23 protein-coding genes and 1 riboswitch are annotated in these 26,069 nt (G+C 29.9%); of the genes, 14 read left to right on the top strand and 9 right to left on the bottom strand.

Annotated elements, in window-relative coordinates; all coding sequences use genetic code 11:
- Positions 1-5 precede the first annotated feature (5 nt).
- Positions 6-785: a phosphatidate cytidylyltransferase gene (locus UF10_RS04720; protein WP_106776659.1), complete on the top strand. Its 780-nt coding sequence runs from the start codon at positions 6-8 to the stop codon at positions 783-785.
- A gap of 32 nt (positions 786-817) precedes the next feature.
- A complete protein-coding gene (locus tag UF10_RS04715) occupies positions 818-1,723 on the top strand; it encodes a DUF4846 domain-containing protein (protein WP_106776658.1) in 906 nt (301 codons plus the stop codon).
- Between the two features lie 63 nt (positions 1,724-1,786).
- On the opposite strand, the gene ispG is transcribed toward UF10_RS04715, so the two are convergent.
- The 3 genes from ispG to UF10_RS04700 all read right to left on the bottom strand — a co-directional run bounded on the left by ispG (position 1,787) and on the right by UF10_RS04700 (position 5,299).
- Positions 1,787-2,842 carry a flavodoxin-dependent (E)-4-hydroxy-3-methylbut-2-enyl-diphosphate synthase gene (gene ispG / locus UF10_RS04710; RefSeq protein ID WP_106776657.1) on the bottom strand — a complete coding sequence of 352 codons (1,056 nt, stop codon included), beginning with the start codon at positions 2,840-2,842 and terminating at the stop codon, positions 1,787-1,789.
- Between the two features lie 145 nt (positions 2,843-2,987).
- Positions 2,988-3,995 carry an RIP metalloprotease RseP gene (gene rseP, locus UF10_RS04705; RefSeq protein WP_106776656.1) on the bottom strand — a complete coding sequence of 336 codons (1,008 nt, stop codon included), beginning with the start codon at positions 3,993-3,995 and terminating at the stop codon, positions 2,988-2,990.
- Between the two features lie 83 nt (positions 3,996-4,078).
- Entirely contained in the window at positions 4,079-5,299 is a 1,221-nt protein-coding gene (locus tag UF10_RS04700; RefSeq protein ID WP_242969045.1) for a 1-deoxy-D-xylulose-5-phosphate reductoisomerase, read from the bottom strand.
- A gap of 347 nt (positions 5,300-5,646) precedes the next feature.
- On the opposite strand from UF10_RS04700, the gene UF10_RS04695 reads away from it, so the two are divergent.
- The 8 genes from UF10_RS04695 to UF10_RS04660 all read left to right on the top strand — a co-directional run bounded on the left by UF10_RS04695 (position 5,647) and on the right by UF10_RS04660 (position 15,044).
- On the top strand, positions 5,647-6,087 hold the full coding sequence (locus UF10_RS04695; RefSeq protein ID WP_106776655.1) for a replication/maintenance protein RepL: 441 nt from the start codon (positions 5,647-5,649) through the stop codon (positions 6,085-6,087).
- A 1-nt stretch (position 6,088) separates the two neighbouring features.
- Positions 6,089-6,679, top strand: a complete 591-nt coding sequence (locus UF10_RS04690) for a hypothetical protein (protein ID WP_106776654.1) — start codon at positions 6,089-6,091, stop codon at positions 6,677-6,679.
- Positions 6,680-6,887: 208 nt separating this feature from the next.
- Entirely contained in the window at positions 6,888-9,479 is a 2,592-nt protein-coding gene (clpB, locus tag UF10_RS04685) for an ATP-dependent chaperone ClpB (RefSeq protein ID WP_106776653.1), read from the top strand.
- A 732-nt stretch (positions 9,480-10,211) separates the two neighbouring features.
- On the top strand, positions 10,212-11,507 hold the full coding sequence (brnQ, locus tag UF10_RS04680) for a branched-chain amino acid transport system II carrier protein (protein ID WP_106776652.1): 1,296 nt from the start codon (positions 10,212-10,214) through the stop codon (positions 11,505-11,507).
- A gap of 271 nt (positions 11,508-11,778) precedes the next feature.
- Positions 11,779-12,156, top strand: coding sequence for a hypothetical protein (locus tag UF10_RS04675; RefSeq protein WP_106776651.1), 378 nt, complete (start codon positions 11,779-11,781; stop codon positions 12,154-12,156).
- A 69-nt stretch (positions 12,157-12,225) separates the two neighbouring features.
- Positions 12,226-12,322: riboswitch (SAM riboswitch) on the top strand.
- Positions 12,323-12,396: 74 nt separating this feature from the next.
- Positions 12,397-13,365 carry a methionine ABC transporter ATP-binding protein gene (locus UF10_RS04670; protein ID WP_106776650.1) on the top strand — a complete coding sequence of 323 codons (969 nt, stop codon included), beginning with the start codon at positions 12,397-12,399 and terminating at the stop codon, positions 13,363-13,365.
- The gene (locus UF10_RS04665) at positions 13,355-14,008 is read left to right on the top strand and encodes a methionine ABC transporter permease (RefSeq protein WP_106776649.1); all 654 of its coding nucleotides are present in this window, start codon (positions 13,355-13,357) and stop codon (positions 14,006-14,008) included. The genes UF10_RS04670 and UF10_RS04665 overlap by 11 nt, the downstream gene beginning before the upstream one ends.
- Positions 14,009-14,225: 217 nt before the next feature.
- Positions 14,226-15,044 carry a MetQ/NlpA family ABC transporter substrate-binding protein gene (locus tag UF10_RS04660; protein ID WP_106776648.1) on the top strand — a complete coding sequence of 273 codons (819 nt, stop codon included), beginning with the start codon at positions 14,226-14,228 and terminating at the stop codon, positions 15,042-15,044.
- Positions 15,045-15,172: 128 nt separating this feature from the next.
- Here the strand turns inward: UF10_RS04660 and UF10_RS04655 are convergent, their stop codons facing one another.
- Positions 15,173-16,210 (bottom strand): DUF1002 domain-containing protein, encoded by a 1,038-nt coding sequence (locus tag UF10_RS04655; RefSeq protein WP_106776647.1) that lies wholly within the window; start codon positions 16,208-16,210, stop codon positions 15,173-15,175.
- A 166-nt stretch (positions 16,211-16,376) separates the two neighbouring features.
- Between UF10_RS04655 and UF10_RS04650 the strand changes: the two genes are divergently transcribed.
- Entirely contained in the window at positions 16,377-16,838 is a 462-nt protein-coding gene (locus UF10_RS04650; protein WP_106776646.1) for a type I restriction enzyme HsdR N-terminal domain-containing protein, read from the top strand.
- Between the two features lie 76 nt (positions 16,839-16,914).
- Here the strand turns inward: UF10_RS04650 and UF10_RS04645 are convergent, their stop codons facing one another.
- Complete coding sequence (locus UF10_RS04645) at positions 16,915-17,793, bottom strand: NAD(P)-dependent oxidoreductase (RefSeq protein WP_106776645.1); 879 nt, start codon at positions 17,791-17,793, stop codon at positions 16,915-16,917.
- A gap of 143 nt (positions 17,794-17,936) precedes the next feature.
- Here UF10_RS04645 and UF10_RS04640 point away from each other — a divergent pair, with 143 nt between their 5' ends.
- Entirely contained in the window at positions 17,937-18,995 is a 1,059-nt protein-coding gene (locus tag UF10_RS04640) for a DUF2232 domain-containing protein (RefSeq protein ID WP_106776644.1), read from the top strand.
- Positions 18,996-19,146: 151 nt separating this feature from the next.
- On the opposite strand, the gene UF10_RS04635 is transcribed toward UF10_RS04640, so the two are convergent.
- On the bottom strand, positions 19,147-20,070 hold the full coding sequence (locus UF10_RS04635; RefSeq protein WP_106776643.1) for a polysaccharide deacetylase family protein: 924 nt from the start codon (positions 20,068-20,070) through the stop codon (positions 19,147-19,149).
- Positions 20,071-20,432: 362 nt separating this feature from the next.
- Here UF10_RS04635 and UF10_RS04630 point away from each other — a divergent pair, with 362 nt between their 5' ends.
- Positions 20,433-20,954 carry a rubredoxin-like domain-containing protein gene (locus UF10_RS04630; RefSeq protein ID WP_106776642.1) on the top strand — a complete coding sequence of 174 codons (522 nt, stop codon included), beginning with the start codon at positions 20,433-20,435 and terminating at the stop codon, positions 20,952-20,954.
- A 473-nt stretch (positions 20,955-21,427) separates the two neighbouring features.
- Positions 21,428-22,630, top strand: coding sequence for a dicarboxylate/amino acid:cation symporter (locus UF10_RS04625; RefSeq protein ID WP_106776641.1), 1,203 nt, complete (start codon positions 21,428-21,430; stop codon positions 22,628-22,630).
- A gap of 89 nt (positions 22,631-22,719) precedes the next feature.
- Here UF10_RS04625 and UF10_RS04620 read toward each other — a convergent pair whose 3' ends face one another.
- The 3 genes from UF10_RS04620 to UF10_RS04610 all read right to left on the bottom strand — a co-directional run bounded on the left by UF10_RS04620 (position 22,720) and on the right by UF10_RS04610 (position 26,063).
- A complete protein-coding gene (locus UF10_RS04620; protein WP_106776640.1) occupies positions 22,720-23,991 on the bottom strand; it encodes a dihydroorotase in 1,272 nt (423 codons plus the stop codon).
- 141 nt (positions 23,992-24,132) lie between these two features.
- A complete protein-coding gene (locus UF10_RS04615) occupies positions 24,133-25,386 on the bottom strand; it encodes an ABC transporter permease (RefSeq protein WP_106776639.1) in 1,254 nt (417 codons plus the stop codon).
- 2 nt (positions 25,387-25,388) lie between these two features.
- Complete coding sequence (locus UF10_RS04610) at positions 25,389-26,063, bottom strand: ABC transporter ATP-binding protein (RefSeq protein ID WP_106776638.1); 675 nt, start codon at positions 26,061-26,063, stop codon at positions 25,389-25,391.
- Positions 26,064-26,069: the final 6 nt, after the last annotated feature.

Here is a 26,069-nt window from a genome sequence, read left to right as displayed (position 1 = left end):
TTTTTATGAAACAAAGATTTACTTCAGCATTGATTATGCTTCCATTATTGATACTTTTAATTGTTCGTGGAATACCTTTGTATATTGGTGGCGCAGTATTAATGCTAATAGCATTGTATGAATTTTACTCTGCCTTTGAAAATATTGACTATAAACCAATAAAGTTTTTGGGATATTTATTTGCAGTATTTGTATTTTTTGGAAATTTATTTAAACTAGAGACAGAGGCCTTTGCACTTGCACTGTTTGTAGTATTTATAGGAGCAATAATTTATGTTTTATTACATAGAGCAAATGTAGTGGATGTTTCCTTAACTTTTTCAGGAATACTATATGTATGCCTATGTTTTAATTATATTATTATGATAGTTGATAAAATTGATAAGGGGCATCTGTATGTCTGGCTTATATTCATAATAGCATTTGCTACAGATATATTTGCATATTTTGTAGGTAAAAATTGTGGAAAACATAAGCTAATCCCCAGTGTTAGTCCTAACAAGACAGTAGAAGGTAGTTTGGGAGGAATTTTGGCAAGTATAGTTTTCAGTGCTTTGTTTGCAATAGCCTTTAAACTTCCTATATTAATGTTGATATTAGTAGCCTTAGTGGGAAGTATTGTAGCACAGATAGGTGATTTAACAGCATCATCTATAAAAAGATTTGCAGGTATAAAAGATTTTGGAAATATAATACCAGGTCATGGAGGAGTATTAGATAGATTTGATAGTGTACTTTTGGTATCACCATATGTTTATCTAGTATTAGTATTTTTTATTAAATAACTATATTTTTCAAACTTTAGGTGGTGTTGTAGATGAAAGTTGAAAAAAACTATTTTACTTACAATTATATTATTAGAAATATAATTATTTTATTAAGTTTTTTTATAATATTGATAGTATTAACATCCTGCTCTATAGAAAAAAAGGAACACACTTATAAAATTTTAAATAAAGATGGATATAATATAGAAAACAGATATAATCCACCTGAAGGATATAGTAGAGTTGAGGCAGATAAAGACAGCTTTGCATATTTTTTAAGACATGAAAAATTAAAAAAATATGGTGAAAAGAGTATCTATTACAATGGGAAAGAGAAAAAGAGTGAAGGTGTTTATGACTCAGTTTTTGATATAGACTTAGAAAGAAAAAACCTTCTTCATTGTGCGGATGCTTGCTATAAGTTTATGGGTGACTATCTATATTCACAAGGAAAATATGATAATATTAAGTTTCACTTTGTATCTGGAGGAGTTGCCGACTTTGGTAAATATGTTAAAGGATACAGAGTTAATCCAGAAACGGGAGATTATTATGAGGGAGCAAGTCCTTCATCTTCAGAAGATGTATATAAAAAATTTATAAATCTAGTGTATGCATATTCAGGTACTTTGTCACTTGAGATAGATACATATGCAGTTGATGTAGATGATATGCAAATAGGAGATGTGTTTGTTATAGGCGGAACTCCTGGAAGTAAAAGAGTCGGACACGCGATAATGGTAGTTGATATGGCTAAAGATGAGAATAATAATAAAGTATTTATGTTAGCGCAATCATATATGCCAGCACAACAGACGCAAATATTGATAAATAAAAAAGAAAAAGAAATAAGTCCATGGTATAGTTTGGAAAAAGTGAAAAAAGAAAATAAGCTACTTAGCCCTCAGTGGACATTCCAACTTAATGAATTAAGACGCTTTAAAATAGAAAATTAATTTTTACGAATTTAAAAGCGATGATTATTATAATCATCGCCTTTTTTATTTTGTTTTATTAATTTAAAGTTTATCTATTTCTTTTACTAAGGTATCGACTATTTCTTCTTGAGGGATTCTTTTTATAATTTCTCCCTTTTTAAACAATAATCCGATACCATCTCCGCCAGCTATACCTATGTCAGCTTCTTTGGCTTCACCAGGTCCATTTACGGCACATCCCATAATTGCAACAGTAATGTCTTTTTCTATATGATCAATCTTATTTTCGACTTCATTTGCCAGCTTTATAAGATTTATTTGGCATCTGCCACAAGTAGGGCAAGAAACTATTTTAATTTTATCATTTAATAGCCCTATGCTTCTTAATATTTCTTTTCCAACTTTAATTTCTTCTACAGGATCTCCAGTAAGAGATATTCTTATAGTATCCCCTATACCATCTGATAGTAGGGAACCAACTCCGATAGATGATTTGATAGTACCTTTAAATACACCACCAGCTTCAGTAATACCTAAATGTAGTGGATAGTCCACTGCTTGCGACATCAATCTATAAGCTTCTATTGATTTTCTTATATCAGAATTTTTTAGTGATATAACTATATCATAGAAATCAAGATCTTCTAATATTTTTACATGTCTTAAGGCAGATTCTACCATAGCCTCTGCTGTAGGTCCATTAAACTTATCTAAAAGATCCTTTTCTAAAGAGCCTCCATTTACCCCGATTCTTATAGGAATATTATTTTCCTTACAGGCTTTGACTACTTCTTTTGTTCTATCTATACTTCCTATATTTCCTGGATTAATTCTAATAGCATCAATACCTTGTTTTATAGCTTCTAGGGCTAATCTATAGTCAAAGTGGATATCAGCCACTATTGGGATAGCAGTAGCAGACTTTATTTCTCCAATTGCCTTTGCAGCTACCATATCAGGAACTGCTATTCTTACAATATTACAACCAGCATGTTGCAATCTATATATTTGTTCAATTGTGGCTTTTGTATCTCTAGTATCTGTGTTAGTCATTGATTGAACAGATATAGGCGAATCACCACCTATAATTAACTTACCAATTTGTACTTTCCTTGTATTTCTTCTTTTATAACTCATTTTGGCTCCTTTTAACTTATTAAATACTAAGATTTAATCTAGTGAAAATCTTAGTCTAAACTATTAATACCCAAAAAATAATAACTTCTAAAATATATTTAAGGTATTTAAAAAATTAAATACCTTAAATTAGTTTTTATTTTATTTAAGCAAATAACCTAATAATATCCTTGTAGGTAATAAATACCATAAATGCTAGTAAAACAAATAGTCCGGCACCATTTATATAGCCTTCAATTTTAGCAGGAAGCTTTTTGCCACCTCTAATTGCTTCTACTATAAGCATCAATATTCTCCATCCATCTAGAGCAGGTAAAGGAAGTAAGTTCATTATACCTATATTTAAGCTTATAATAGCAGTTAGGTAGATTAGGTTTATAAAACCTGAACTTGCTGCACTTGATACCATATTGATTACGCCAACAGGACCAGCTAGTGAATTTGTGATATTTCCTGAAAGCTGTCCAGTTACTAACTGCCATAAAAACTTCAGCATTGTCTTTGAAATTTCATATGTAGAGTAGAATGCTTGAGAAATAGCTTTAGTTGGATTTTTTTCATTTTTTGGTTGAATTCCAATTACATATTTTCCAGCACTCTTTTCTGGAAGAACTGTAACTTCTTGAGTTTTACCATTACGTTCATATTTTATATCTAATTCTTTACCATTACTTTTAGTAATCATAGAGCTCATTTCATTGAAAGAATCTACTTTGTTATTATCTATAGATAGAATCTTATCATCTGCCTTCAAGCCAACTTTATAAGATGGAGAATTTGGAATAACTTTTCCAAATGTAGTACTTGGTGTACCAATGACAAAGAAAAATGGTATTAGAAGAACGATACATAATATAATATTTGCCATAGGTCCTGCAAATATAGAAAGAAAACGCTCCTTAATAGATTTTTGTCCAAATGAGTTTGGATCTACAGAATCTTCATCTTCACCCTCCATAGCTACATAGCCACCTATTGGAAACAATCTGACATTATATACTATGCCTTCTTTTTCCCAACCAAATAATCTAGGTCCCATACCGATAGAGAACTCATGGATAGTGACTCCAGCTCTTTTCGCAAAGTAAAAGTGTCCTAATTCATGTATGAATATAATGAATCCGAATACCAGTATTGCTGCAATAATATTCATATATTTACTCCTTTTCTATTTTATATATCAATATATTTATAATTTTTAATTGTATTATATCTTTTATTAAAACTAAGATAACTTTATTTTACTGTATTATTTATAAAGTTTCTAGTCCATTTATCAACTGCAAGAATATCTTCTAGTTCAGGATTTTCTATATAGTTATGACTTTTGATAGCTAAATCTATATATTTAGGAATATCATAGAAAGATATCTCATCATTTAAAAATTTCCCAACTAAGACTTCATTTGAAGCATTTAAAACTGTACAGTCAGTTCCACCGTGTTTAAGAGCATCAAATGCTAATTTTAAACAAGGGAATACTTCCATATCAGGCTTTTCGAAAGTTAAGCTAGATATTTCAAAGAGGTTTAGTCTTTCAAAATCAGCATCTATCCTTTCAGGATAAGTAAGAGCATACTGTATAGGAACTCTCATATCTGGGCATCCCATCTGTGCAATTACCGTAGAATCGCTGAATTGTAGCATTGAGTGGACAATACTCTGTGGATGTACGTGAACAATGATATCATCAGCTTCTACTCCAAATAGCCACTTTGCTTCTATAACTTCAAGCCCTTTGTTCATAAGAGTAGATGAGTCTATAGTTATCTTTTGTCCCATAGTCCAGTTAGGATGCTTTAAGGCATCTTCTTTTTTTACACTTATTAGATCTTCTTTACTTTTTCCTCTAAAAGGTCCGCCAGAAGCTGTAAGAAGTATCTTATCTATTTTACTATTTTCTTCTCCATTTAGGCACTGAAATATTGCACTGTGTTCACTATCAACGGGAATTATTGAAGCTTTATATTTATTAGCCTCTCTCATTACTATGCTACCTGCAGTTACTAAAGTTTCTTTATTTGCAAGTGCAATTGTTGTAGAATTTTTGATAGCCTCTAGAGTTGGAACTAGACCAATCATACCAACTACAGCAGTTACAAGTATGTCTATAGATTTAGATTTGGCAATTTTTACAAGTCCATCTAAACCCTTATAGACTTCTAAGTCTATTAGAGATTTATCTGAAGAGGAATTTTTTATTTTTAGAAACTCTAAATAAGAATCCTCGTCAAATATTGCAACTTTATTTGGATTAAACTCTTTTACTTGTTCCAAAAGTAGTTTGATATTTTTATTAGTAGTAATACCTTCCAACTCAAATAACTCTGGATTTAACCTTATAACATCCAAGCTTTGTGTTCCAATGGAACCAGTTGAACCAAGTATTGATATTACTTTCTTTTTATTTAAAGCCTCAGTATTATTTTGAGACTTAAGATTTGTATTTAAAATCAAATTACTCACATCCTATTCTTTTCTTTTAAATATTACCTAATAGATTATAACATAAAAAACCTAAATAATTGCTTAATTTATCATTTTAAAAAAATGAAGAGCGGCTTTATTTAAAAGTGATTAGAAGTTTCTCTATTAATTAATGAGCAAGGAGTATATTAAAAATAAAAAAATATTTTTTTAAAAAGGTCAAGCTTACTATATATGTATTTATAATGCTTTAAGAAAAAATAAAATTAGCTATTAGATAAACAAAAGTTTAGCTTATTACTAAACTTTTGTTTTTTTTGAATTGACAGCAATATATTATCATTGTATATTATTCTTATAGATAAGGGGGGAAGTAAATGTTTGACATAAAAAAACACGATAGAAAAGTAGATATTACAGATTATACAGAAAGTAGAAATGTAAATTATAAAAAAAATGTAGAAAGATTTTTAAATGTTTCCCCCAAAAATTACATAAAGACTATGGAATCTATAAGTTCTAAGAAGGCCATGATACCTATGATGCTGATTAGTATTATGGATAAGGATAATAAAATTAATATGACTTTGAAAGAATTATCAGAGTTATTAGATTATCCTAAAACGAGTTTATCTGTACTATTTGGAGAGTATAGAAAGTATGAGTTTATGCAAAAGGTAAGAAATGGAGTATATATGATCAATCCTTTGGTATCATACAAAGGTTCTAAGTATGAGAGAGATAAACTAGTTCAAGAGTACAGTAAAATTATTGAAGGAAATATGATATCGAGAAAGACAGAGGAAAGAAGGTATTAGTATGGATTTTAAGTTTGATAGAGAAATAATGAAATGGTTTGATTCTTTCTTTGAAGATAAAATCGACATATTCAATGTAAGTAATTTTTTATGTTCAATGCAAGAATTCGATTCTAAGAAGAGAACAGACAACTTAATTATACTTGAAAAGGAAAATTCAAACTATTGGAGATTAGAGTTTTCAATACCAAAAAATTATGTTATAAAGCTAAAAAAGAATGTTCATCCTTTTTTTGGTGAATATATATATGATGAGATTTCAATTTACAGCGATGATAAAATATATGACTTTATAAATAGGTATATAATGAAGATAATGAACAATATAGTTAAATACAGCTATTACCCATTGGAAAAAGTTTATTATATGGATTATAATGATGATTTTATCAGTAAATGTAGGTACTTACAAGTAGGAGAAAAAAGAGTGATAGATGAAGATCTATATTTGATAGCTTTATCAAATAAAAGCTTTGACTTTTTTAACTTTGCAAAAACATTTAAGTTAAACTTGAGTTTTGAACCTAGCAAAGGTGAGGATCTTTTGGATAGTATTTTGGACTTGAGAAAATCAATAATAGTCAATGGATGATAGTTAAAGAGAAAAAATCTTGAAATCTAGAGGATTGTATATTTGAAAGTATTTTATATAGAAGATAAATACTTATATTCTTACCACAAGCTTATAATTTGTAAAAGTAAAAAAATGAAAATAAATGAAAATAAATAGTTAATTAATTAGATAAAGCAAGATTCTATAGTTATCAAAATAATAAGTATACAGAAAGGACGTGTATTATATGAATGTAGAAAAAATGACTATAAGAGTGCAAAATGCACTAAATGAAGCCTTTGCTGAGGCAGTAAAAAATAATAATCAACAAGTAGATGTTATTCATTTACTTTATGCATTGATGGATCAAGAAGATGGTTTAATTCCAAACATAATAGAAAAAATGAATATAAGCGTGGATGCCTTAAAGGATTCTTTAGCTAACGAGATGAAGAAGTTACCTAGGGTCACAGGTGAAGCTGCTAGTGCACAGGGTGTAACAGCAACTAGAAAGATAAATGAAGTATTAGTAAAGGCTGAAGAAATTTCAGAACAGTTCAAAGATTCCTATATCAGTGTAGAACATATTATGCTTGCAATATTTGATATGGAAAAGAATGCAAATATAGGGAAAATATTTAATCAGTTTGGACTTACTAAACAGGAATTTTTAAACACTTTAAACTCAGTAAGAGGAAATCAAAGAGTAGATACTCAAGATCCTGAAGGTACATATGATGCTTTGGCAAAGTATGGTACTAATCTTGTAAAGTTAGCACAGGATAATAAGTTGGATCCTGTAATTGGTAGAGACGAAGAAATAAGAAGAACTATAAGGATTCTTTCAAGAAGAACGAAGAATAATCCGATACTAATAGGAGAACCTGGTGTTGGTAAAACAGCTATTATAGAAGGTTTAGCTCAGCGTATAGTAAAGGGAGACGTTCCAGAAGGATTAAAAAATAAGATAATATTCTCTCTTGATATGGGAGCGTTAATAGCTGGTGCAAAATATAGAGGAGAGTTTGAAGAGAGATTAAAAGCAGTTTTAAAGGAAGTATCTAGCTCAGATGGAAAGATAATATTGTTTATAGATGAAATACATAATATTGTTGGTGCAGGTAAGACTGAAGGATCAATGGATGCAGGTAACTTAATCAAGCCAATGCTTGCAAGAGGAGAGTTAAACTGTATAGGAGCAACTACTTTTGATGAGTATAGAAAGTATATAGAAAAGGATAAGGCACTTGAAAGAAGATTCCAACCTATAATAGTAGAAGAACCAACAGTAGATGATACTATATCAATACTTAGAGGTTTGAAGGAAAGATTTGAAATACATCACGGAATAAGAATACATGATAATGCAATTGTTGCAGCATCTAAACTATCAGATAGATATATCCAAGATAGATTCCTTCCAGACAAGGCTATTGACTTGATAGATGAGGCAGGTGCTATGATAAGAAGTGAAATAGACTCCCTTCCTACAGAGTTAGATGTTGTAAGAAGAAAGCTATTTACTTTGGAAATAGAAAGAGAAGCTCTTTTAAAAGAAAATGATGATAAATCAAAGCTTAGATTGAAAGAATTAGAAGCAGAGTTAGCAGATTTAAAAGAAGAAAATGATAGTATGACATCTAAGTATGAAGCTGAAAAGAGCAAGATAATGGATATAAAGCTATTGAAAGAAAAGTTAGATGATGCTAAGGGTAGAGCTGAGAAGTATGAAAGAGAATATGACTTTAATAAGGCAGCAGAGGTAAAGTTTGGTGAAATACCAAGTCTTGAAGAACAAATAAAGAAGTATGAAGAGAATATGTCTAAGCACACTGAAGAAAATACTCTTCTAAAAGAAGAAGTTACAGAAAATGAAGTTGCTGACATAGTTTCAAAATGGACAGGGATACCTGTTACAAAGTTAGTTGAAAGTGAAAGAGAAAAATTACTTTTACTGGAAGACAAACTACATGAAAGAGTAGTAGGACAAGATGAAGCAGTTAAGGTGGTTTCAGACGCAATATTAAGATCTAGGGCAGGCTTGAGTGATGAAAATAAACCAATAGGATCATTTATATTCCTAGGTCCAACAGGAGTTGGTAAAACTGAACTTGCAAAGACCTTGGCTAGAGAGTTGTTTGATAGTGAAGAAAATATAATAAGAATAGATATGTCAGAATACATGGAAAAGCACAGTGTATCTAGATTGGTAGGACCACCTCCAGGGTATGTAGGCTATGAAGAAGGCGGCCAGTTAACTGAGGCAGTAAGAAGACAGCCATACTCTGTAATATTGTTTGATGAAATAGAAAAAGCACATAGTGATGTATTTAATATGTTTTTACAGATATTAGATGATGGAAGACTTACAGATAATAAGGGTAAAACAGTTGATTTTAGAAATACACTTATCATTATGACTTCAAACATCGGTAGTGAAATTCTTTTGGAAGCAGCTGGCAATATAGATGATGATGTAAACACTAAGATAAAAGAAATAATGAGAATGAGGTTTAAGCCAGAATTCCTAAATAGAGTGGACGATATAATAATGTTTAAGCCGCTTCAAAAGGAAGAGATTAAAAAGATAATAGATATATTTATGCAGAGTGTAAGAAATAGATTGAAGGAAAAAGATATAGCACTAAATATTACAGACGAAGCGAAAGACTACATAGTAGATGTAGGATATGACTCTATATATGGTGCAAGACCGCTTAAAAGATATATAAGCAATACTCTGGAGACTGAAATAGCAAAGAAAATAATAGCAGGTAATATATCTAGTGGAGATATAATAAATATAGTAGCAAAAGATGGAAAAGTTGTAATTGAATAAAAAGTAAGTTTATACATAACTTAAAATATAAAATTTATATATGAAAAGGCGACAGATAATTATTATCAGTCGCCTTTTTACTATTAAAAACTTGCCTAAAAAACTTTTTCACATTAAAAGATGATTAAAATAATTGTTTAAAAAATAACTATTCCTATTTTTTTATATATAAGTTTTTTTGAATTATTTTTTTTCTGAATTTATTCTGATTTTAAAAAAATAAATAAAATAGAGAATAGCAGCATAAAAGATACATAAAAAAAACATTTGCTTTATTTAAAAAAACAAAGTAAATATATAAAAAAAAGTATTTAAAACTATTAAATACAAAAAAATAAAAAAATAATTTAATAAAATAAAGATAGGTCTCGGGATAACAAATTTAATACCACAATTTATAGTGGTAAATTATAGAAAAGATAAGAGTATATTTTCTATAATTATTAAAATAGTAAATTTACTACTTTAATAACCTTTATAAAAGATAAAAAAAAAATCAAAAATAAAGATTATTTTTATTAAAACTTAAAAAATTAAATAAAAATAAAAAACTGTTTTTTATTTTTATTTAATTAATAAAAAATGGCATGATTCTGAAAATAAAATAATTAATTAAGGCTATTTGTTATAAAAAAGTCGAATTTAAAGAATTGTTTGACAATACTGAAAATTGTAGGTATACTGATATTGAACTTAAAATTTAGTCAGGGCTAAAATAAAGGAGGAGTTCTAATGGATATAAAAGTTAAAGACATGATCGTAATTGGGTTCGCATTATTTGCAATGTTCTTCGGAGCAGGTAACTTGATATTCCCTCCATATTTAGGAGTTATCTCAGGTACCAAGTGGTTTACAGGATTTATAGCATTTTTATTTGCAGATGGTGGTCTAGCTCTGTTAGGTGTTATAGCACTTACCAGAACAAGTGGAGATGTAAGAAAATTATTTTCTAGGGCTGGAAGCAAAATAGCAGTTATAATAGCAACTGTAATGGTACTATGTATAGGTCCATTTCTAGCTATTCCAAGAACTGCTGCAACAACTTTTGAGATAGGTATAGCACCTATATTTGGATCTTCATTCAGTCCAATACTTTTCTCAATAATATTTTTTGCACTTGTACTTTTGTTGACTATAAGACCATCAAAGGTTGTCGATATCGTTGGTGCATTTCTTACTCCAGCATTATTGATTTGTTTGGCCGTATTGATTATCAAAGGTATTGTAATGCCTTTAGGACAACCTTTAGAAAGAACTTTAGTGGACAATGTTTTTGTAACAGGTATTAATGATGGTTATCAGACAATGGATGCTATGGCAGCGTGTATATTCTCAGGAATAGTAATAGCATCTGTTCATCAAAAGGGTTATACTGAAAGAAAGTCAATGGTTAAGGCAACTGTAATGGCTGGTATAATAGCATTTATAGGACTTGCCCTAGTATATGGTGGATTAGCGTATCTAGGTGCAACTGTTTCACCTTTATTTGATGATACAGTTGAAAGAACTACATTATTAGTATTTATTACACAATCTATACTTGGAGAGCCAGGTAAGGTTATACTTGCAGTGATAGTAGCACTAGCGTGTTTGACTACTGCAATAGGTCTAACTTCTTCTTGTGGTAATTACTTTAGAGAATTATCAAATGGTAAATTGAAATATGAAGTGATAGTGGTAGTAGTATGTGTATTCTCAGCTGTAGTATCTAATTTCGGAGTTGATACTATTATAAGCTTAGCAGCTCCACTACTAGGTATGATTTACCCAGCAGTTATTACTTATATAATACTAGGTATATTTAATGATCAGATTAAAAATAACAATATTTTTATATGTGCAATATGGGTTGCTCTAATACTTGGTGTAATATCAGTATTACCTTCAGTAGGTGTTACTGGATTAAAATCAATAGCAGAAACAATGAATAATTGGCCAGGTGGAGCATTTGGATTCTTCTGGATAATACCAGTAGTAATTGCAGGTATAGTTGGAAAGTTTATACCTATGAAGGCAGTAAATAAATAAGAATACAATTAATTTAGTTTTAATTTGAAATAAAAAAAGCAGACATTATATAATGTCTGTTTTTTTATACTAAATTTGAAAGTTTAAATATATACTAATTGATATATTTGTCTAAAAAACACACAAGAAGAGGTATTAAAATTAAAAAATAAATATTTTTTTATGAATTTTGTGTAAAAAATCAGAAAATATATTTAATTCATCTATAATTATGATATAATACTATACGGTATATGAAATATTATCATAAGATGTAATTTGGGAGGGTATTATGGCTAAGAAAAAGAAAAAGAAAGAAAAAGCATATTATGAAAAAGATATAAGACCAGAACATTTAAAAGAAGAAGATAAGAAAAAATCAGATTTATTTTCAAATACATCATTTATGATTGCAATGGGATTTTTAATAGTTATGTACTCTAGAATGTTGGCGATTCCTTTATCAGCTAGATTAATAGCGATATTAGGTCTAGGGGTTATGGGTTCAGGAATAGTTAGATCGATAAAGATTCATAAAGGAACATTAGAGAATTCAAAAGGTGTTAAAAAATACTCTAAAACAAATTTAATTATAGATTATATTATGATATTGATAATTGTAGCGGGTATGATTTTTAATGCAGTAATGCTTTTTAAGGCTTATTTTTAATACATAGAATATTTACGTATTGACAAATAGTTTATTAAGATATATTATTAATACATAACAATTATATATCTCTTATCGAGAGAGGTGGAGGGACTGGCCCTGTGAAACCCGGCAACCTGAGAAATCAAGGTGCTAATTCCAGCAGCATATAGCTGAAAGATGAGTAGAAATTCCTATGTCTGGGTTTATTTTACTCAGACATTTTTAGTATATAAATTTAAATTAGAAAGGAGAAAAAATTTGATAGAAATTAAAAATGTTAATAAGAGTTTTGGAAGTAATAAAGTATTAACTGATGTAAACTTTACAGTAAATGATGGAGAAATTTTTGGTATTATAGGTCACAGTGGAGCTGGTAAGTCAACACTGTTGAGATGTATAAATAGATTGGAGTCCTTTGACTCTGGGGAAATTATTGTAAATAATCAAAATGTTGGAAATTTAGATGATAAAAATCTTAGAGATCTAAGAAAAAATCTTGGGATGATATTTCAGCATTTTTCTTTACTCGAAAGAAAGACTGTATTTGAAAATATAGCTTTGCCTATGGAGTGTCATGGTTATAGCAAGGAGGAAATAAAGTCTAGAGTAGAGGAATTATTGGATTTGGTAGGGATACTGGATAAAAAAGACTCAAGACCAAAGAATCTAAGTGGAGGACAGAAGCAAAGAGTAGCAATAGCAAGAGCTCTTACTATGAATCCATCAGTACTTCTTTGTGATGAGGCAACTTCGGCACTAGATCCAAAGACAACAAGTTCAATATTATCATTACTACAAGAAATAAACAAAAAGTTGGGCATAACAATTATAATAGTAACTCACCAAATGGAAGTTATTAAACAAATATGTACTAGAACAGCAATTATGGATGCAGGTAAAGTTCTTGAAATAGGAGATACAGAAGAGATATTTTTAAATAGCCCAGTTGCTCTTAGAAAGATACTAGGCGAGGACAATATTGTTTTACCAGATGGAGTGAACTTAAAACTTTTATTTACAAATGATAGATCAAATGAAGCAATTATAACAGGAATGTCTAGAGAGTTAAATATAGATGTATCAATAATTTTTGGAAAACTAGAAAAATTTAGAGACAATATTTTGGGTTCACTGATAATAAATATTCCAGAAGCTTCTGTTGAACAAGTAAAAGAATACTTAACAAAATGTGATATGAGATGGCAGGAGGTAGACAATGAGCTTTAGTGATTATTTTAAAAATTTATTTCCAAGTGCAATGGTGCAGACTATGTATATGATTTTAGTTCCAACAATTATAGCTTCTGTACTAGGATTTATAATAGCAATTGTATTATTTACAACAAAAGAGGATGGTCTTAAACCAAATAAATCAGTAAATAGAGTTCTTGGTCTTATAGTAAATATACTTAGAAGTTTTCCATTTATGATACTTATTGTAGCAATGATACCAATAACAAGAATGATTGTAGGTACAAGTATTGGTGAGACTGCCGCTATTGTACCGATAACAGTTGGATCAGCTCCATTTATAGCAAGACTTATAGAAAGCTCTCTTGATGAAGTAGATAAAGGGCTTATAGAAGCGGCTAGATCTTTCGGGGCCACTAATACACAGATAATATTTAAGGTTATGGTTAAAGAGGCCACACCGTCAATTATAACAGGTATTACTTTGTCAGCGATTACTATATTAGGCTATACTGCTATGGCAGGTGCTGTAGGTGCTGGCGGGCTTGGAAACGTAGCTTTAATGTATGGCTATCAGCAATTTGATAAGAATGTTATGATATTTACAGTTGTATCACTTGTGGTAGTAGTACAAATTATACAGGGATTAGGAGATTTTCTTTATAAAAAATTAAAATAAAGACACTTATCCTATGTTTAAAGTTCTAGATTGAATGTCTATATAAAAAATTGCTATATTTAATCTAGAACTTGATTTTATAAAATTATAAAAATACAGACAACAATACATATCTGATAATAGAATTTAACTTAAAAATTCATAAAAATCAGAAAAAATAAATAATATTATTTATTTATAATAATATATAAAAATAAAAATTTAGGAGGAATCATTTATGAAATTAAAAAAAGTTTTAACACTAGCAGCAGTTGCTGCACTATCTTTTACTTTAGTAGCCTGTGGTGGAAATAAGGATGCAGGCAAATCTGCAGGTGATGATAAGACTATTGTAGTTGGAGCAACTCCAAACCCACATGCAGAAATATTAAATGAAGTTGTAAAGCCATTACTTGAAAAGGATGGCTACAAGTTAGAAGTAAAAGTATTTAATGACTATGTACTTCCAAATAAGGGACTTACAGAAAAATCTTTAGATGCAAACTTCTATCAGCATAGCCCTTACTTAGATGAGTATAATAAGAAAAATAATACTGACTTAACTTATACTGTCAAGGTTCACCTAGAGCCAATGGGAGTATACTCTGATAAGGTAAAGAATGTAAATGATGTTAAGGAAGGTGCATTAGTGGCAGTTCCAAATGATCCAACTAATGAATCAAGAGCACTAAAGCTACTAGCTAAAGAAGGTTTGATAAAAGTAGCAGATAAGGAAATCCTTACAAAGAATGATATAACAGAAAATCCAAAGAAGATAGTAGTAAAAGAACTTGCTGCAGAGCAACTTCCAACTGCACTTAAGGATGTTGACTTAGATGTAATAAACTCAAACTATGCATTAGAAGCAAAGTTAAACCCATTGAGTGATTCTATTGCTATTGAAGCAAAAGATTCTCCATATTCTAATATTTTAGCTGTAAGATCTGATAATAAAGAAGATGAAAAGATAAAAGCTTTAAGCAAAGCACTTACATCTCCAGAAGTTAAAAAATATATAGAAGATAATTATAAGGGTGCTATAATACCATCTTTTTAATTAAATTTAATACAAGGTCATAATTTCTATAATAATTTATAGAGTTTATTTAATAAAAAAGTCTTCTCATTTAGAGAAGACTTTTTTATAGACTAATATTATTTTTTAAAATGCTATCATCAAGTTTACTAATTAAATAGTGATTGGAAAAAACTTTTTATTTTATCCCAAAGTCCACTATCATTTACCTTTTGACCTAAATCCCCAGCTACCTTTTGAGCACTTTCTATACCAGAAGCAGTAGTACTTACTACGGCATCTTTAGATAATTTAGAATCATCGAATTGATTGAAGAACTCTTTAGCATCCTTATTGTTGTTTATAAAAGATTTAGCCTTATTAAAAATGCCATCTATATCGACTTTTTCACCAGCTTCTTTAAGGCTATATCCAACATTGGCACTTATATTGTCCAAGGTATCCTTCATATCCTTATAATTGTAGTTTTGATTACCAATATCTTTTAATAAGTTTACAATAACATTTATATCACCTGTATTAAGTGTTACATTGTAATTATTGGCAACATCTTTGACTGCTTTTTCAATATCTTTTTCATCTTTTAGACCATCTTTTATTACTTCTTTTTTAGCATCATTTATGATACCAGAAGCTTTATCTTTTCCTACTTCTTCAGCTAAATTACCAGTAGCAACAAGCTCTTTATTTGCAAGTTGCTTTTTCTCCTCAGTAAGCTGTTCACCGGAAGACTTTTCAAAAGCCATTATTATTCCAGTTAAGGCTCCAGTACCACTAACTGGGAATGGTGCTGCAGCTACTACATTTGCATTGTCCACTCCTGCAGTAGATAATGTCGAAGCTATCATAGAACTTGTTACCCAAGTTATATTAGATGTTTTAACATTAATACCACCGCTGCTAGTAGGAACAACATAAGATGAAGACATAGTTACATGACCTAGCTGTCTATCTGGTGCAACCCCACTTAGATATTTTCTTTCTTGCTGATTATTAACATACATTATATCTGGATTATTTTCGTCAACTCCAAAATAATTTAAAATCTCTGATTTTTGTTGTTGGTTTAAGTTAGCGCCTATTGTAATTACTTCGCCAGTTGAATCGGCGTTTGCAAATCCTATCATCATAGTAAAGACCATCATTAAAGATAGACATACTGAGACGATTTTCTTAATATTTCTCATATGTATTCCCTCCAATACTAGTAATAATATTTACACTAATAGTATAGAGTAAGGTTATACTAATTTACTTAATTTATCCTTTAGTGCCTTCCTTTTTATAGACTTTAAATATATTCAATGGTATAATATTAGCAAGATTGATTATAATAATTTGGAGGTATATGCTATGTCAAAAGAATTAGTTAAGGATAGAGTAGTAGAGTATTTAATTCAAGAATTAAGTGTTCCTGAGAATATGGTAGAAACTGATATCCCACTATCAGAATATGAAGAAGGGGTAGAGGGTATACTTGACATTACTGTAGTAACAGAAGATGAAGAGGGGAATTTAATACCTCTAATGGTAGTACAGTGTATGGATGATGACATCGAGTTAGATAGTGATGTTGTAGATGGACAGATGGACTTCTTAGAGTTAATAGATGAGACTACTCACGTTGGAAGAATGATACTAACAAACGGCGATCAGATGATGTATGCTGACTGGAATGGAACAGAATTAGAAGAGGAAGAGGCACTTCCTTCATATGATCGTATGGTAAGAGAATTTAAAGAAAATGAAAAAGAATACCTAAAATTCATTGAAGAAAATCCTGATCATGTATGTGATGAAAATTGTGATCACTAATAATTAAGGGTATAATGATTGTAAGTAAAAGTATTAAAGGGCTATGAGAATTATCATAGCCCTTTTTAATATTTTATTATTTATCTTTATCCTCATCTTCATAGAACTTATACAGAGCTTGTATACCTAAATCTCCATATCCTTGTTTTTCTAGTGATTGATAATTTTTTAAGACCCTAGCCAATACTGGCAGATCAATATTTTTATTTTCTGCTTCCTTTATAGCAATTTCCATATCTTTTACAAAGTGTTTAATGAAAAAGCCTGCTTCATATTCCTCATCTAGAATTTTTGGCGCCATATTTTCCATCTGAAAACTAGCAGCGGCACCTGTGCTAATTGTAATCAATGTCTTGGTTTCGTCTAATCCAACTTTATTTGCATAATATAAAGCCTCACAAACACCAGATATAGCACCAGATATTGCTATTTGATTTGCCATTTTAGTATGCTGTCCACTTCCAGAAGGACCTTCATAGATGATTATATTTCCTAGACAATTAAAAATTGGATAACAAGCTTCAAAATCTTTTAACTCTCCACCAACCATAATCGTAAGAGTTCCATCAACTGCACGGATATCACTTCCAGATACGGGGGCATCCATAAAGTGAAGACCTTTCTCTTTAGACTTATCGAATAATTTTTTTGCTAACTTTGGATCTGTTGTTGTCATATCAATCAAATAAGATCCTTCAGCTGCATTTTCAATAATTCCATCTCTTCCCAAGTAAATTTCTTCAATATCACTTGGGTATCCCACCATAGTTATTATAACTTTTTTATCTAATACACATTCTTTTACAGAATCACACCAATGTGCACCTTCGTCTATTAAATCTAATGCTTTTTCTTTAGTTCTAGTGTAAAAGGAAATATCTATGTTTTTCTTCATGAAGTTTCTAATCATATTTTTTCCCATTACACCTGCTCCAATAAATGCTACCTTTTGCATAAATAACACCTCCTAAATTAAAAACAAGTACAAATTATAAGATATTGCTTATATAAATTTTAACACCTTTCATAAAAAATAACCAGTGATTGATTGATTTGAAAAGTGTATTTTGGTATACTCAATAATATCGGAGGTATAATATGGACAATAAAAACTCTATAAAACCTATGGTAGAGGCGAGTATACTAACTTCTATTTTTATAGTTTTAACACTAGCTTCTACGGCTATGGGGCTCGGTTTTTTTGGATACTATGATTTCTTAGTTCCTGTTTTTTTTGCAATTATATATATAAGATGTGGCTGGAAATATTCATCTCTAAGTGTGATTATTTCTATTTTAATTACATTTTTTGTTTTAGGGAATCCTATGACTCCTATAATGCTCATTCAAGGATCTATAATTGGTCTATTTACAGGTTATATTCTTCTTGAAAAGAGTGAGTTAGGGAATGAAATAATACTTCTATCGATATTAAGTTTATTGATGATGTTTGTATTTGACTACTTGATGAGGAGCTTTACTAATGTATCTTTGATCTCAAACTTTGATGAGTTTTCTAAAGAGATATATTCATTTATAGATAAAATATCTAAAGTATTAATTCCAGAGGGGGTAAGTAAAAATTCTTTACAAGTATTAGAAAATTATAGGCAGACAATTGAGAGTAAAACTATTAAACAAAGTTTTCTTTTTAGTTTCTCACTGATATCATTTGCTAGTGGAATTATAATATATTTTTTAACTATGATAGTTTCTAAAAAAATAAAGCTAAACTTTGGAGTAAAGAAATATAAATTAAATTTAATCTCTACTTTAAAGAAAAACATTAGATTTATTTATTCAACAAGAAAGTTATTTATTATAATGATAGTATATATACTTTTTGCAGAACTATTAAAAGTATTTAAAGTTAGTTTTAGAGTGGAGTATATAGAGAATTTTATATTTTCTTTGGAATATTTATTTACGATATTTACTTTTAAGGATTCTATGGTAATAATAGAAAATAAAATGATAGCTGAGAGTGGAAGTGTAAAACAGGCAAAAAGATATAGAATACTTATTATAGTACTCTTCTTTATAAATATAAAAATAATGTATATAGCTGCAGTTGTAAGTTACTTGGTAAATGACTGGAATGGCAAGTATAGGGATTTATTTTCAAGGGCACTAGATAGAAATTTAGAAAAGCAATAGCTTATAGCTTAAGCCAAGTTAGAAATATTAGAAGTATTTAATATAAAAAATAGCTAGAACAAACTAATTATTAGTTTGTTCTAGCTATTTTCAGTTAATTTTATCGTAATTTTATCTTGTTATATAATAAAAGCAAAAATTTAAGCTTAGACTAAACTAAAGTTTTAAATTCATATCCTTCGCTTTTATAATGCTTTATTATCTTATCTAATGCTTTTACTGTTTCTTCTTTTCCATATGTGTCATGCATCAATATTACTACCAAGTTTTTACCCTTACCAGAGTTTACAGCTTCCTGATATAATTGATCTGCATTTTTCTTTCCGCCTTCAGCATCACCATTAAGAGCATTCCAGTCAATAGATGCCATATTATTTTTTATTAAATAATCATTTAGAGGTTCCGTGCTTTTCCAAGAAATTTGACCACCAGGACATCTGATTACTCTAGTAGAGAAATTATCCATTTCTAGTGATTTTTTTATTAACTTTTCGTTTTCTTTAAAATCAGCAGTAAAGTTCTCCAAATTTAAAACTCTTTTTGGATAAAGATATGCATAGTCATGTGAGAAGGAGTGATTACCGATAGCCATTCCCTCATTATATAAATCCTTTAGTACAGCAGGAGCGCCATCCATTTTTAGTGACTTTCCGATTACAAAAAAAGTACCTTTTACATTATTGTCTTTAAGAATTTTGATTATGTTAGGTGTGTTAGTAAGTGAAGGACCATCATCAAATGTCAGGAAAACTTCTTTTTTACCACCATTATCATAGTCATATGTATTCATAGCATTCCAAACCTTTTGAGAATCTACACCGTGTACATCCTTAAATTCTTTCTTTTGACCTACTACTACTTGAGATTTTTCTTTTTCTTCTAATTCTTTAGCTAGCTCTTCTTTTTTGATTTTTTCTTCCTGCAAAGCTTCTTGTTCATTTTTGTAAGCAAAGCCTATCTTAACGCCTCCAGCAACACAAGCTATAACAATTGCTAAAAGCAGGAATTTCTTAATTGTAAAAACTGATTTTTTCTTTCTTTTGTTTTTTCTGTTCATCTTATTATTACTATTCATAATTAACCTCCTAATTACTTTCTATTCTACTATAAAAGCTTTAAGAATGAAACATCAAAATTGTAATTAATAAGTATTCAGAATGATAAATATATTTACGGGATGGATACAATAGTCAAAAAAAGTTACAATATAAAAACATAAATTAAAGTATAGAAATAAAAACATAAATTAAAGTATAGAAATAAAAACATAAGTAAAAGCATTAGTTAGCTATTATATGGTTCGGTAAGTCATATAAAAACTCGTATAATTAATATTCAGCAATAACAATAAAAATTATTGACTATGCAAATAGTTGTTATATAATATCTTTAATTGGGTATATAACCATATAGTAATATTTATGAGGAGAGATGTATATGAAAAGGTTTAAATGTAAAGAATGCGGATATGTACATATAGGTGATGAAGCACCTTCTGTGTGTCCAGTATGCGGATATGATTCAGAAGTATTTTATGAGATGGAAGAAGAAGGAACTTCTAAAAATGTAGATTATTATGAAATGATAGATGATTCAAATATAGATATTATCAAAAATCTGAGACATCAGTTTGACTCTTTTAGTGAGTTGGCAGTAATTTCTATAGCTATGTCTAATCAAGCACTCAAGGAAAATAAAGAAGAGGATTCTGAACTTTTAAAGGAGTCATCTGATGAATTATTGAAACAAGCTTCTTTAAATGCTATGCTTTTAGGCGAGTTTTTAGAGTTTAGTACAGATGCAAATAAGGATCAGCTTTCTTCCAAGCTTAAAAAAGATGTCAAGAGATATGAAGAGCTAGTGCTTTTACTGGAAAATGATGGCTTATCAGAATATGTTGACTTAATAAAAGGAAAATCAGAAAATCTAGAAAAACTAATAGATAGATTAGAAAAATAGATATTAATTATAACAAAATAATAAAATTCAAAAGACAAAGACTCTGCTAAGCAGTGTTTTGTCTTTTTTTGATAAAAATATAAAATAAAATAATAGTATAGCTTATAAAATATTATCGACTTAATCAAAAAAAATATAACTAATAAGAGATACTTAATAAATATCTTATAGAATAGCTGATTTAGGTATTTTTAAATAGTAAATTAAGTAAAAACACCAGCTTAATATTTGATAATTATAAATTTAATTACTAAATGAAAACTTCTGAATTATAAAAACTTTTATAAGCGAAGTAGGCTAAAAGTCTTATTTTAAAATAGCAAAAAAACATTTTATAATAGGAAAACCTTTTTTAAATTGAATTAATGTAAACGTTATGTTATAATGATTTGTGGTAACGGTTAAATGTTTTTTAAAGTACTCTGTTACTATCATAAATTATATTACATTATATAAATTTTAAGGAGGAAAAGATGGAAGGTAAAAAATTTAAGCTAGGTTTAGTTTCTAAACTAATAATAGCTATCGTAGTCGGTATTATCCTAGGTAACTTGAAGTTTATGCCACCTCAGTTATTGAGAGTGTTGATAACGTTATCAAGTTTATTTGGTGAGTTCTTAAACTTTATAATACCTCTTATGATAATCGGATTTGTAGTTAAGGGTATTGCGGAATTATCAGATGGTGCAGGAAAATTATTGGGAATAACAGCTTTAACAGCATATGGTTCAACTCTAATAGCAGGATGTCTTGCTTATGCAGTAGCAAGTAATTTCTTCCCGGTATTCATAACACCAGAATTAATCGATAAGGTACAGGGAGCTAGAAAAGCACTTGAACCTTTCTTCAAGATTGGACTTCCTCCAATGCTTGATGTTACAAGTGCAGTTGTATTTGCATTTATGATGGGATTAAGTATTTCTTGGTTAAGATCTAAGAATCGTGGAGTAGTGCTATATGAAATTTTCGACGATTTCGAAGCAATTATATCTAATGTTTTAAGCAAGGTAATAATACCTCTATTACCATTATTTATTTGTGGTAACTTCGCTAACATGAGCTACACTGGTTCTGTATTTAGTGTTCTATCGATATTCTGGAAGGTATTCCTTATAGTAATAGCTCTACATTTAATATATGTAGGACTTATGTTTGTTGTATCAGGTACTTATGCAGGAAAGAACCCTGCAATGCTTATAAAGAACCAGGTAAAGGGTTATTTAACAGCAGTAGGTACTCAGTCTTCAGCAGCTACTATTCCAGTAAACTTAGAATGTGCTGAAAAGAATGGTGTATCAGAAGATATAAGAAACTTTGTTGTGCCTCTATGTGCAACAATTCACTTAGCTGGTAGTATGATTACTATTACTTCTTGTAGTGTGGCAGTATTATTAATGAACGGTATGGCATTTAACTTTGGTACTGTATTTGGATTTATAGCTATGTTAGGTGTTGCTATGGTTGCAGCTCCAGGTGCTCCAGGTGGTGCAATAATGTCAGCTCTTCCATTCTTACCAATGGTTGGTATCACAACAGAAGTAATGCAGCAGTTAATGATTACATTATACTTAACTCAGGATAGTTTTGGTACAGCAGCGAATGTATCTGGTGATAATGCAATAGCAGTATTTATAGATAAATTCTACTCAAAGAGAATGAAGAAAAAAGAAGCATAGTTAATATATAATAAATAGAAATATTTATTTATATATTACTATCAAAATAGATAGATTGAAAAAGACACAGTTTTTACTGTGTCTTTTTTTTAATCAGAATATACTACTTTTCCTGAGCAGATAGTATACTTAACTTTTCCAAATAATTTCTGACCTATAAAAGGTGAGTTTGAAGATTTAGAATAAAACTTATCTACAACATAACTCTCATTGGGATTGAAGATGCATATATCAGCAATCTTTCCTTCTGAAATATCCCCTTTATTTAATTTATAAAGAGTGGATGGATTAGAAGTTAGCTTTGATAAGGCCTGTGAAAGTGAAAGCCTATTCTTTCTAACAAGTTCAGTAATAGTAAGTGAAAGAGCAGTTTCAAGTCCAATAATTCCACTAGGTGCTTTTGAAAACTCTACTGATTTTTCTTCAGGTGTATGTGGAGCGTGATCGGTAGCTATAATGTCTATAGTCCCATCAGCAAGGGCACTTATTATTCTCTCTCTATCTTCATAAGTTCTTAGAGGTGGATTCATTTTGGCTAGAGTAGAATGTTCTAGCACTGCATCTTCGGTTAAAGTGAAGTGGTGAGGAGTTACCTCAGCAATCACATTTGCTCCTTTTGATTTTGCATATTGAACCATATCAACTGCATTTTTTGAACTTATATGTTGAATGTCGATAGTTGCTCCTGTTTCTAAAGCTAGCATGCAATCTCTAGCCACCATAACATCTTCAGATACCCTAGGTGCTCCTTTTAGCCCTAGAGAATTTGATACTGAACCTTCATTTATACCATGTAGTCCAATTAGTTTATTATCTTCTTCGTGAAGGGCTATAATTGTGCCTAGTTCCTTCGCTTTTATCATAGCTTTTCTCAATACGTTTGTGTTCATAACAGCAACACCATCATTTGTAAATCCTACAGCTCCTGCCTTGTGTAGAGCATCCATATCTACCAACTCATCTTTGAAGTCAATAGTAAGAGCTGCTTCTTGAAGGATATTTATTGGAGCTTTTTTTGCTTTTTCCTGAACATATTGAAGGCTTTTTATATTATCGATTTTAGGGTTAGTATTTGCCATCAATAAAACAGTTGTATATCCTCCTGCAGCAGCTGATTTTGAACCTGACATAATGTCTTCTTTGTGAGTGAGACCAGGATCTCTAAAGTGTACATGTATATCGATTAATCCAGGTGATACAATACAATCTTTGGCATCAATAAGCTTAAAATCTTCATTATCAAGCTGGATATTTTTTTCGATTCTTTTAACTTTATCATCTTCAATTAAAATATCCATATGTTCATCTAAATTGCTAGCAGGATTTATTATTCTCCCATTTTTAATTAGTAACTTTGTCATAGTTTAATAGTAGAGTATAGCTATAAAGCAAACTCTATCTCCTCTCAAAATATTTGTGTATAAATATAAGTTGAAAAAATTATTATATTTATAACTTTCTATAAAAAAGAGATTAATTCATATGAATTAATCTCTTAAATTTTATTTGTATATAATTTTTATTGGATCTACCTTTGATGCTTTATAAGCAGGTACTAGTCCAAATATAATACCTGTTAGTACGATTGATATTACAGCATATAAGAAACTATTAAAGCTTGGTATAGGTCTAAATGGCATAATATTTTTGGAATAAATAGTGACTGCATATCCAACTATAACACCTAAAATGCCACCAAATGAAGTGATAAACACTGATTCTACCAAGAACTGGAATAGAATAGATCTTGGCTTTGCACCTAAAGCTCTTCTTATTCCTATTTCCTTATTTCTTTCCATAACAGATACGTACATTATATTCATTATACCTACACCACCAACAATCATAGCAACTACTGTGATTATCTTTACAAATTTATCAATTCCTTTTGTAAAGGCTTCTGTAGATTTTTGTATACTACTTTGATCTTGAACTTTATATTCTCCGTTAATATCTGGATGAAGAGAGGCTAGGTTATCCTCAATAGATTTTGTAACAGTTTCCATTTCAAATCCATCTTTTACAGTTACAACCATAGAGTTTATAGAACCACTTTTTATGTTTGTACCTGTAAGAATTCCATAAGCCGTACTTGGTATTACAGAATATGGATTATCGACATCAAACATACCACGTTTTTTAAAAGTTTTATCGACTGGATCGTATGTGGTATCACTATCTAAAACTCCAACCACTTCAAAAGTCAGCCCATTCAAAGTAACACCTTTACCTATTGGATTTTTTTCATCTTCACCAAATAAATCCTTTACTGCATTGCTTTCTAAAACAATTACTCTTTTGCCTTCATCCGCTTCCGTAAGTGAACGACCCTTTATTACTTTGTAGTGAGCCTTTTCAATTGGAAGGATTTGAGAAGAACCTGATTTGTCAAAGTATGTAAAGTTACCCATAAGAGTATTTTCATCAAATCCTGGCATAGTTTGAGCAAACTTTTTTGAAGGCTCAACCTTTTCTACACCATCAAGAGCAGCTATTGCCTGAACATCTGAGCTTAAAAATGGATCAAGCATTACTTGATTTCTTCCTAGCTCCTTATCAGAAGGCTCAAAATAAAAGATGGCTGTTTTAGGTGCTATATTTTGAAATGTACTCTTAAATATAGCAGACATACCATTTCCAACGGCACTTACAAATACTACAGATGTAATACCGATAATTATCCATATAAAAGCTATTATTAATCTAAGTTTATGACCCTTTAAATTTGCAAGGGAATTCTTTATTAAAGTAAACATACTTAAACCCCCTTTACAAAACTACCGTCTTTTAAAGAAATTACTCTAGATGCGTATTTAGTCATATCATGGTCATGTGTAACCATAATAATTGTAGTTCCTGACTCATTTAATTCAGTAAGTAGACGCATAATTTCTTTTCCAGTTTCACTATCCAAAGCTCCTGTTGGTTCATCTGCAAGTATTATCTTTGGATTGTTTACAAGGGCTCTTGCAATAGCTATTCTTTGTTGCTGACCACCTGACAAGTGGTTAGGGTAGCTAAGAGCCTTATCCTCTAAGCCGACCTCTTTTAATCTTTTTGCTACAAGTTCTTTTCTTTTATTTTTATCCCTAACACCTGAATAAATCAAAGGTATTTCAATATTTTGTGACACTGTCAAAGTATCTATAAGGTTGAACTGTTGAAATACATAGCCTACATATTCAGCTCTATATTCAGATCTTTTATTTTCACTTAAGTTACTGACATCTGTGCCATCAAAATAATATTTACCTTCATCTAGCTTATCTAAAAAACCTAAAATGTTAAGCATGGTAGTTTTTCCGCTTCCAGATTTTCCCATGATCATTATGAATTCACCAGATTCGATTTCAAGGTTTAAGTCTTTTAGTACATGGAGCTTTTCTTTCCCTACTTTATAATACTTATTTACATTTTCTAAAACAATCTGCATATTAGT

The sequence above is a fragment of the Peptostreptococcus russellii genome, from assembly GCF_003012055.1.
GTDB lineage: Bacteria > Bacillota > Clostridia > Peptostreptococcales > Peptostreptococcaceae > Peptostreptococcus > Peptostreptococcus russellii.
This window is presented reverse-complemented; position numbering and strand designations above follow the sequence as displayed.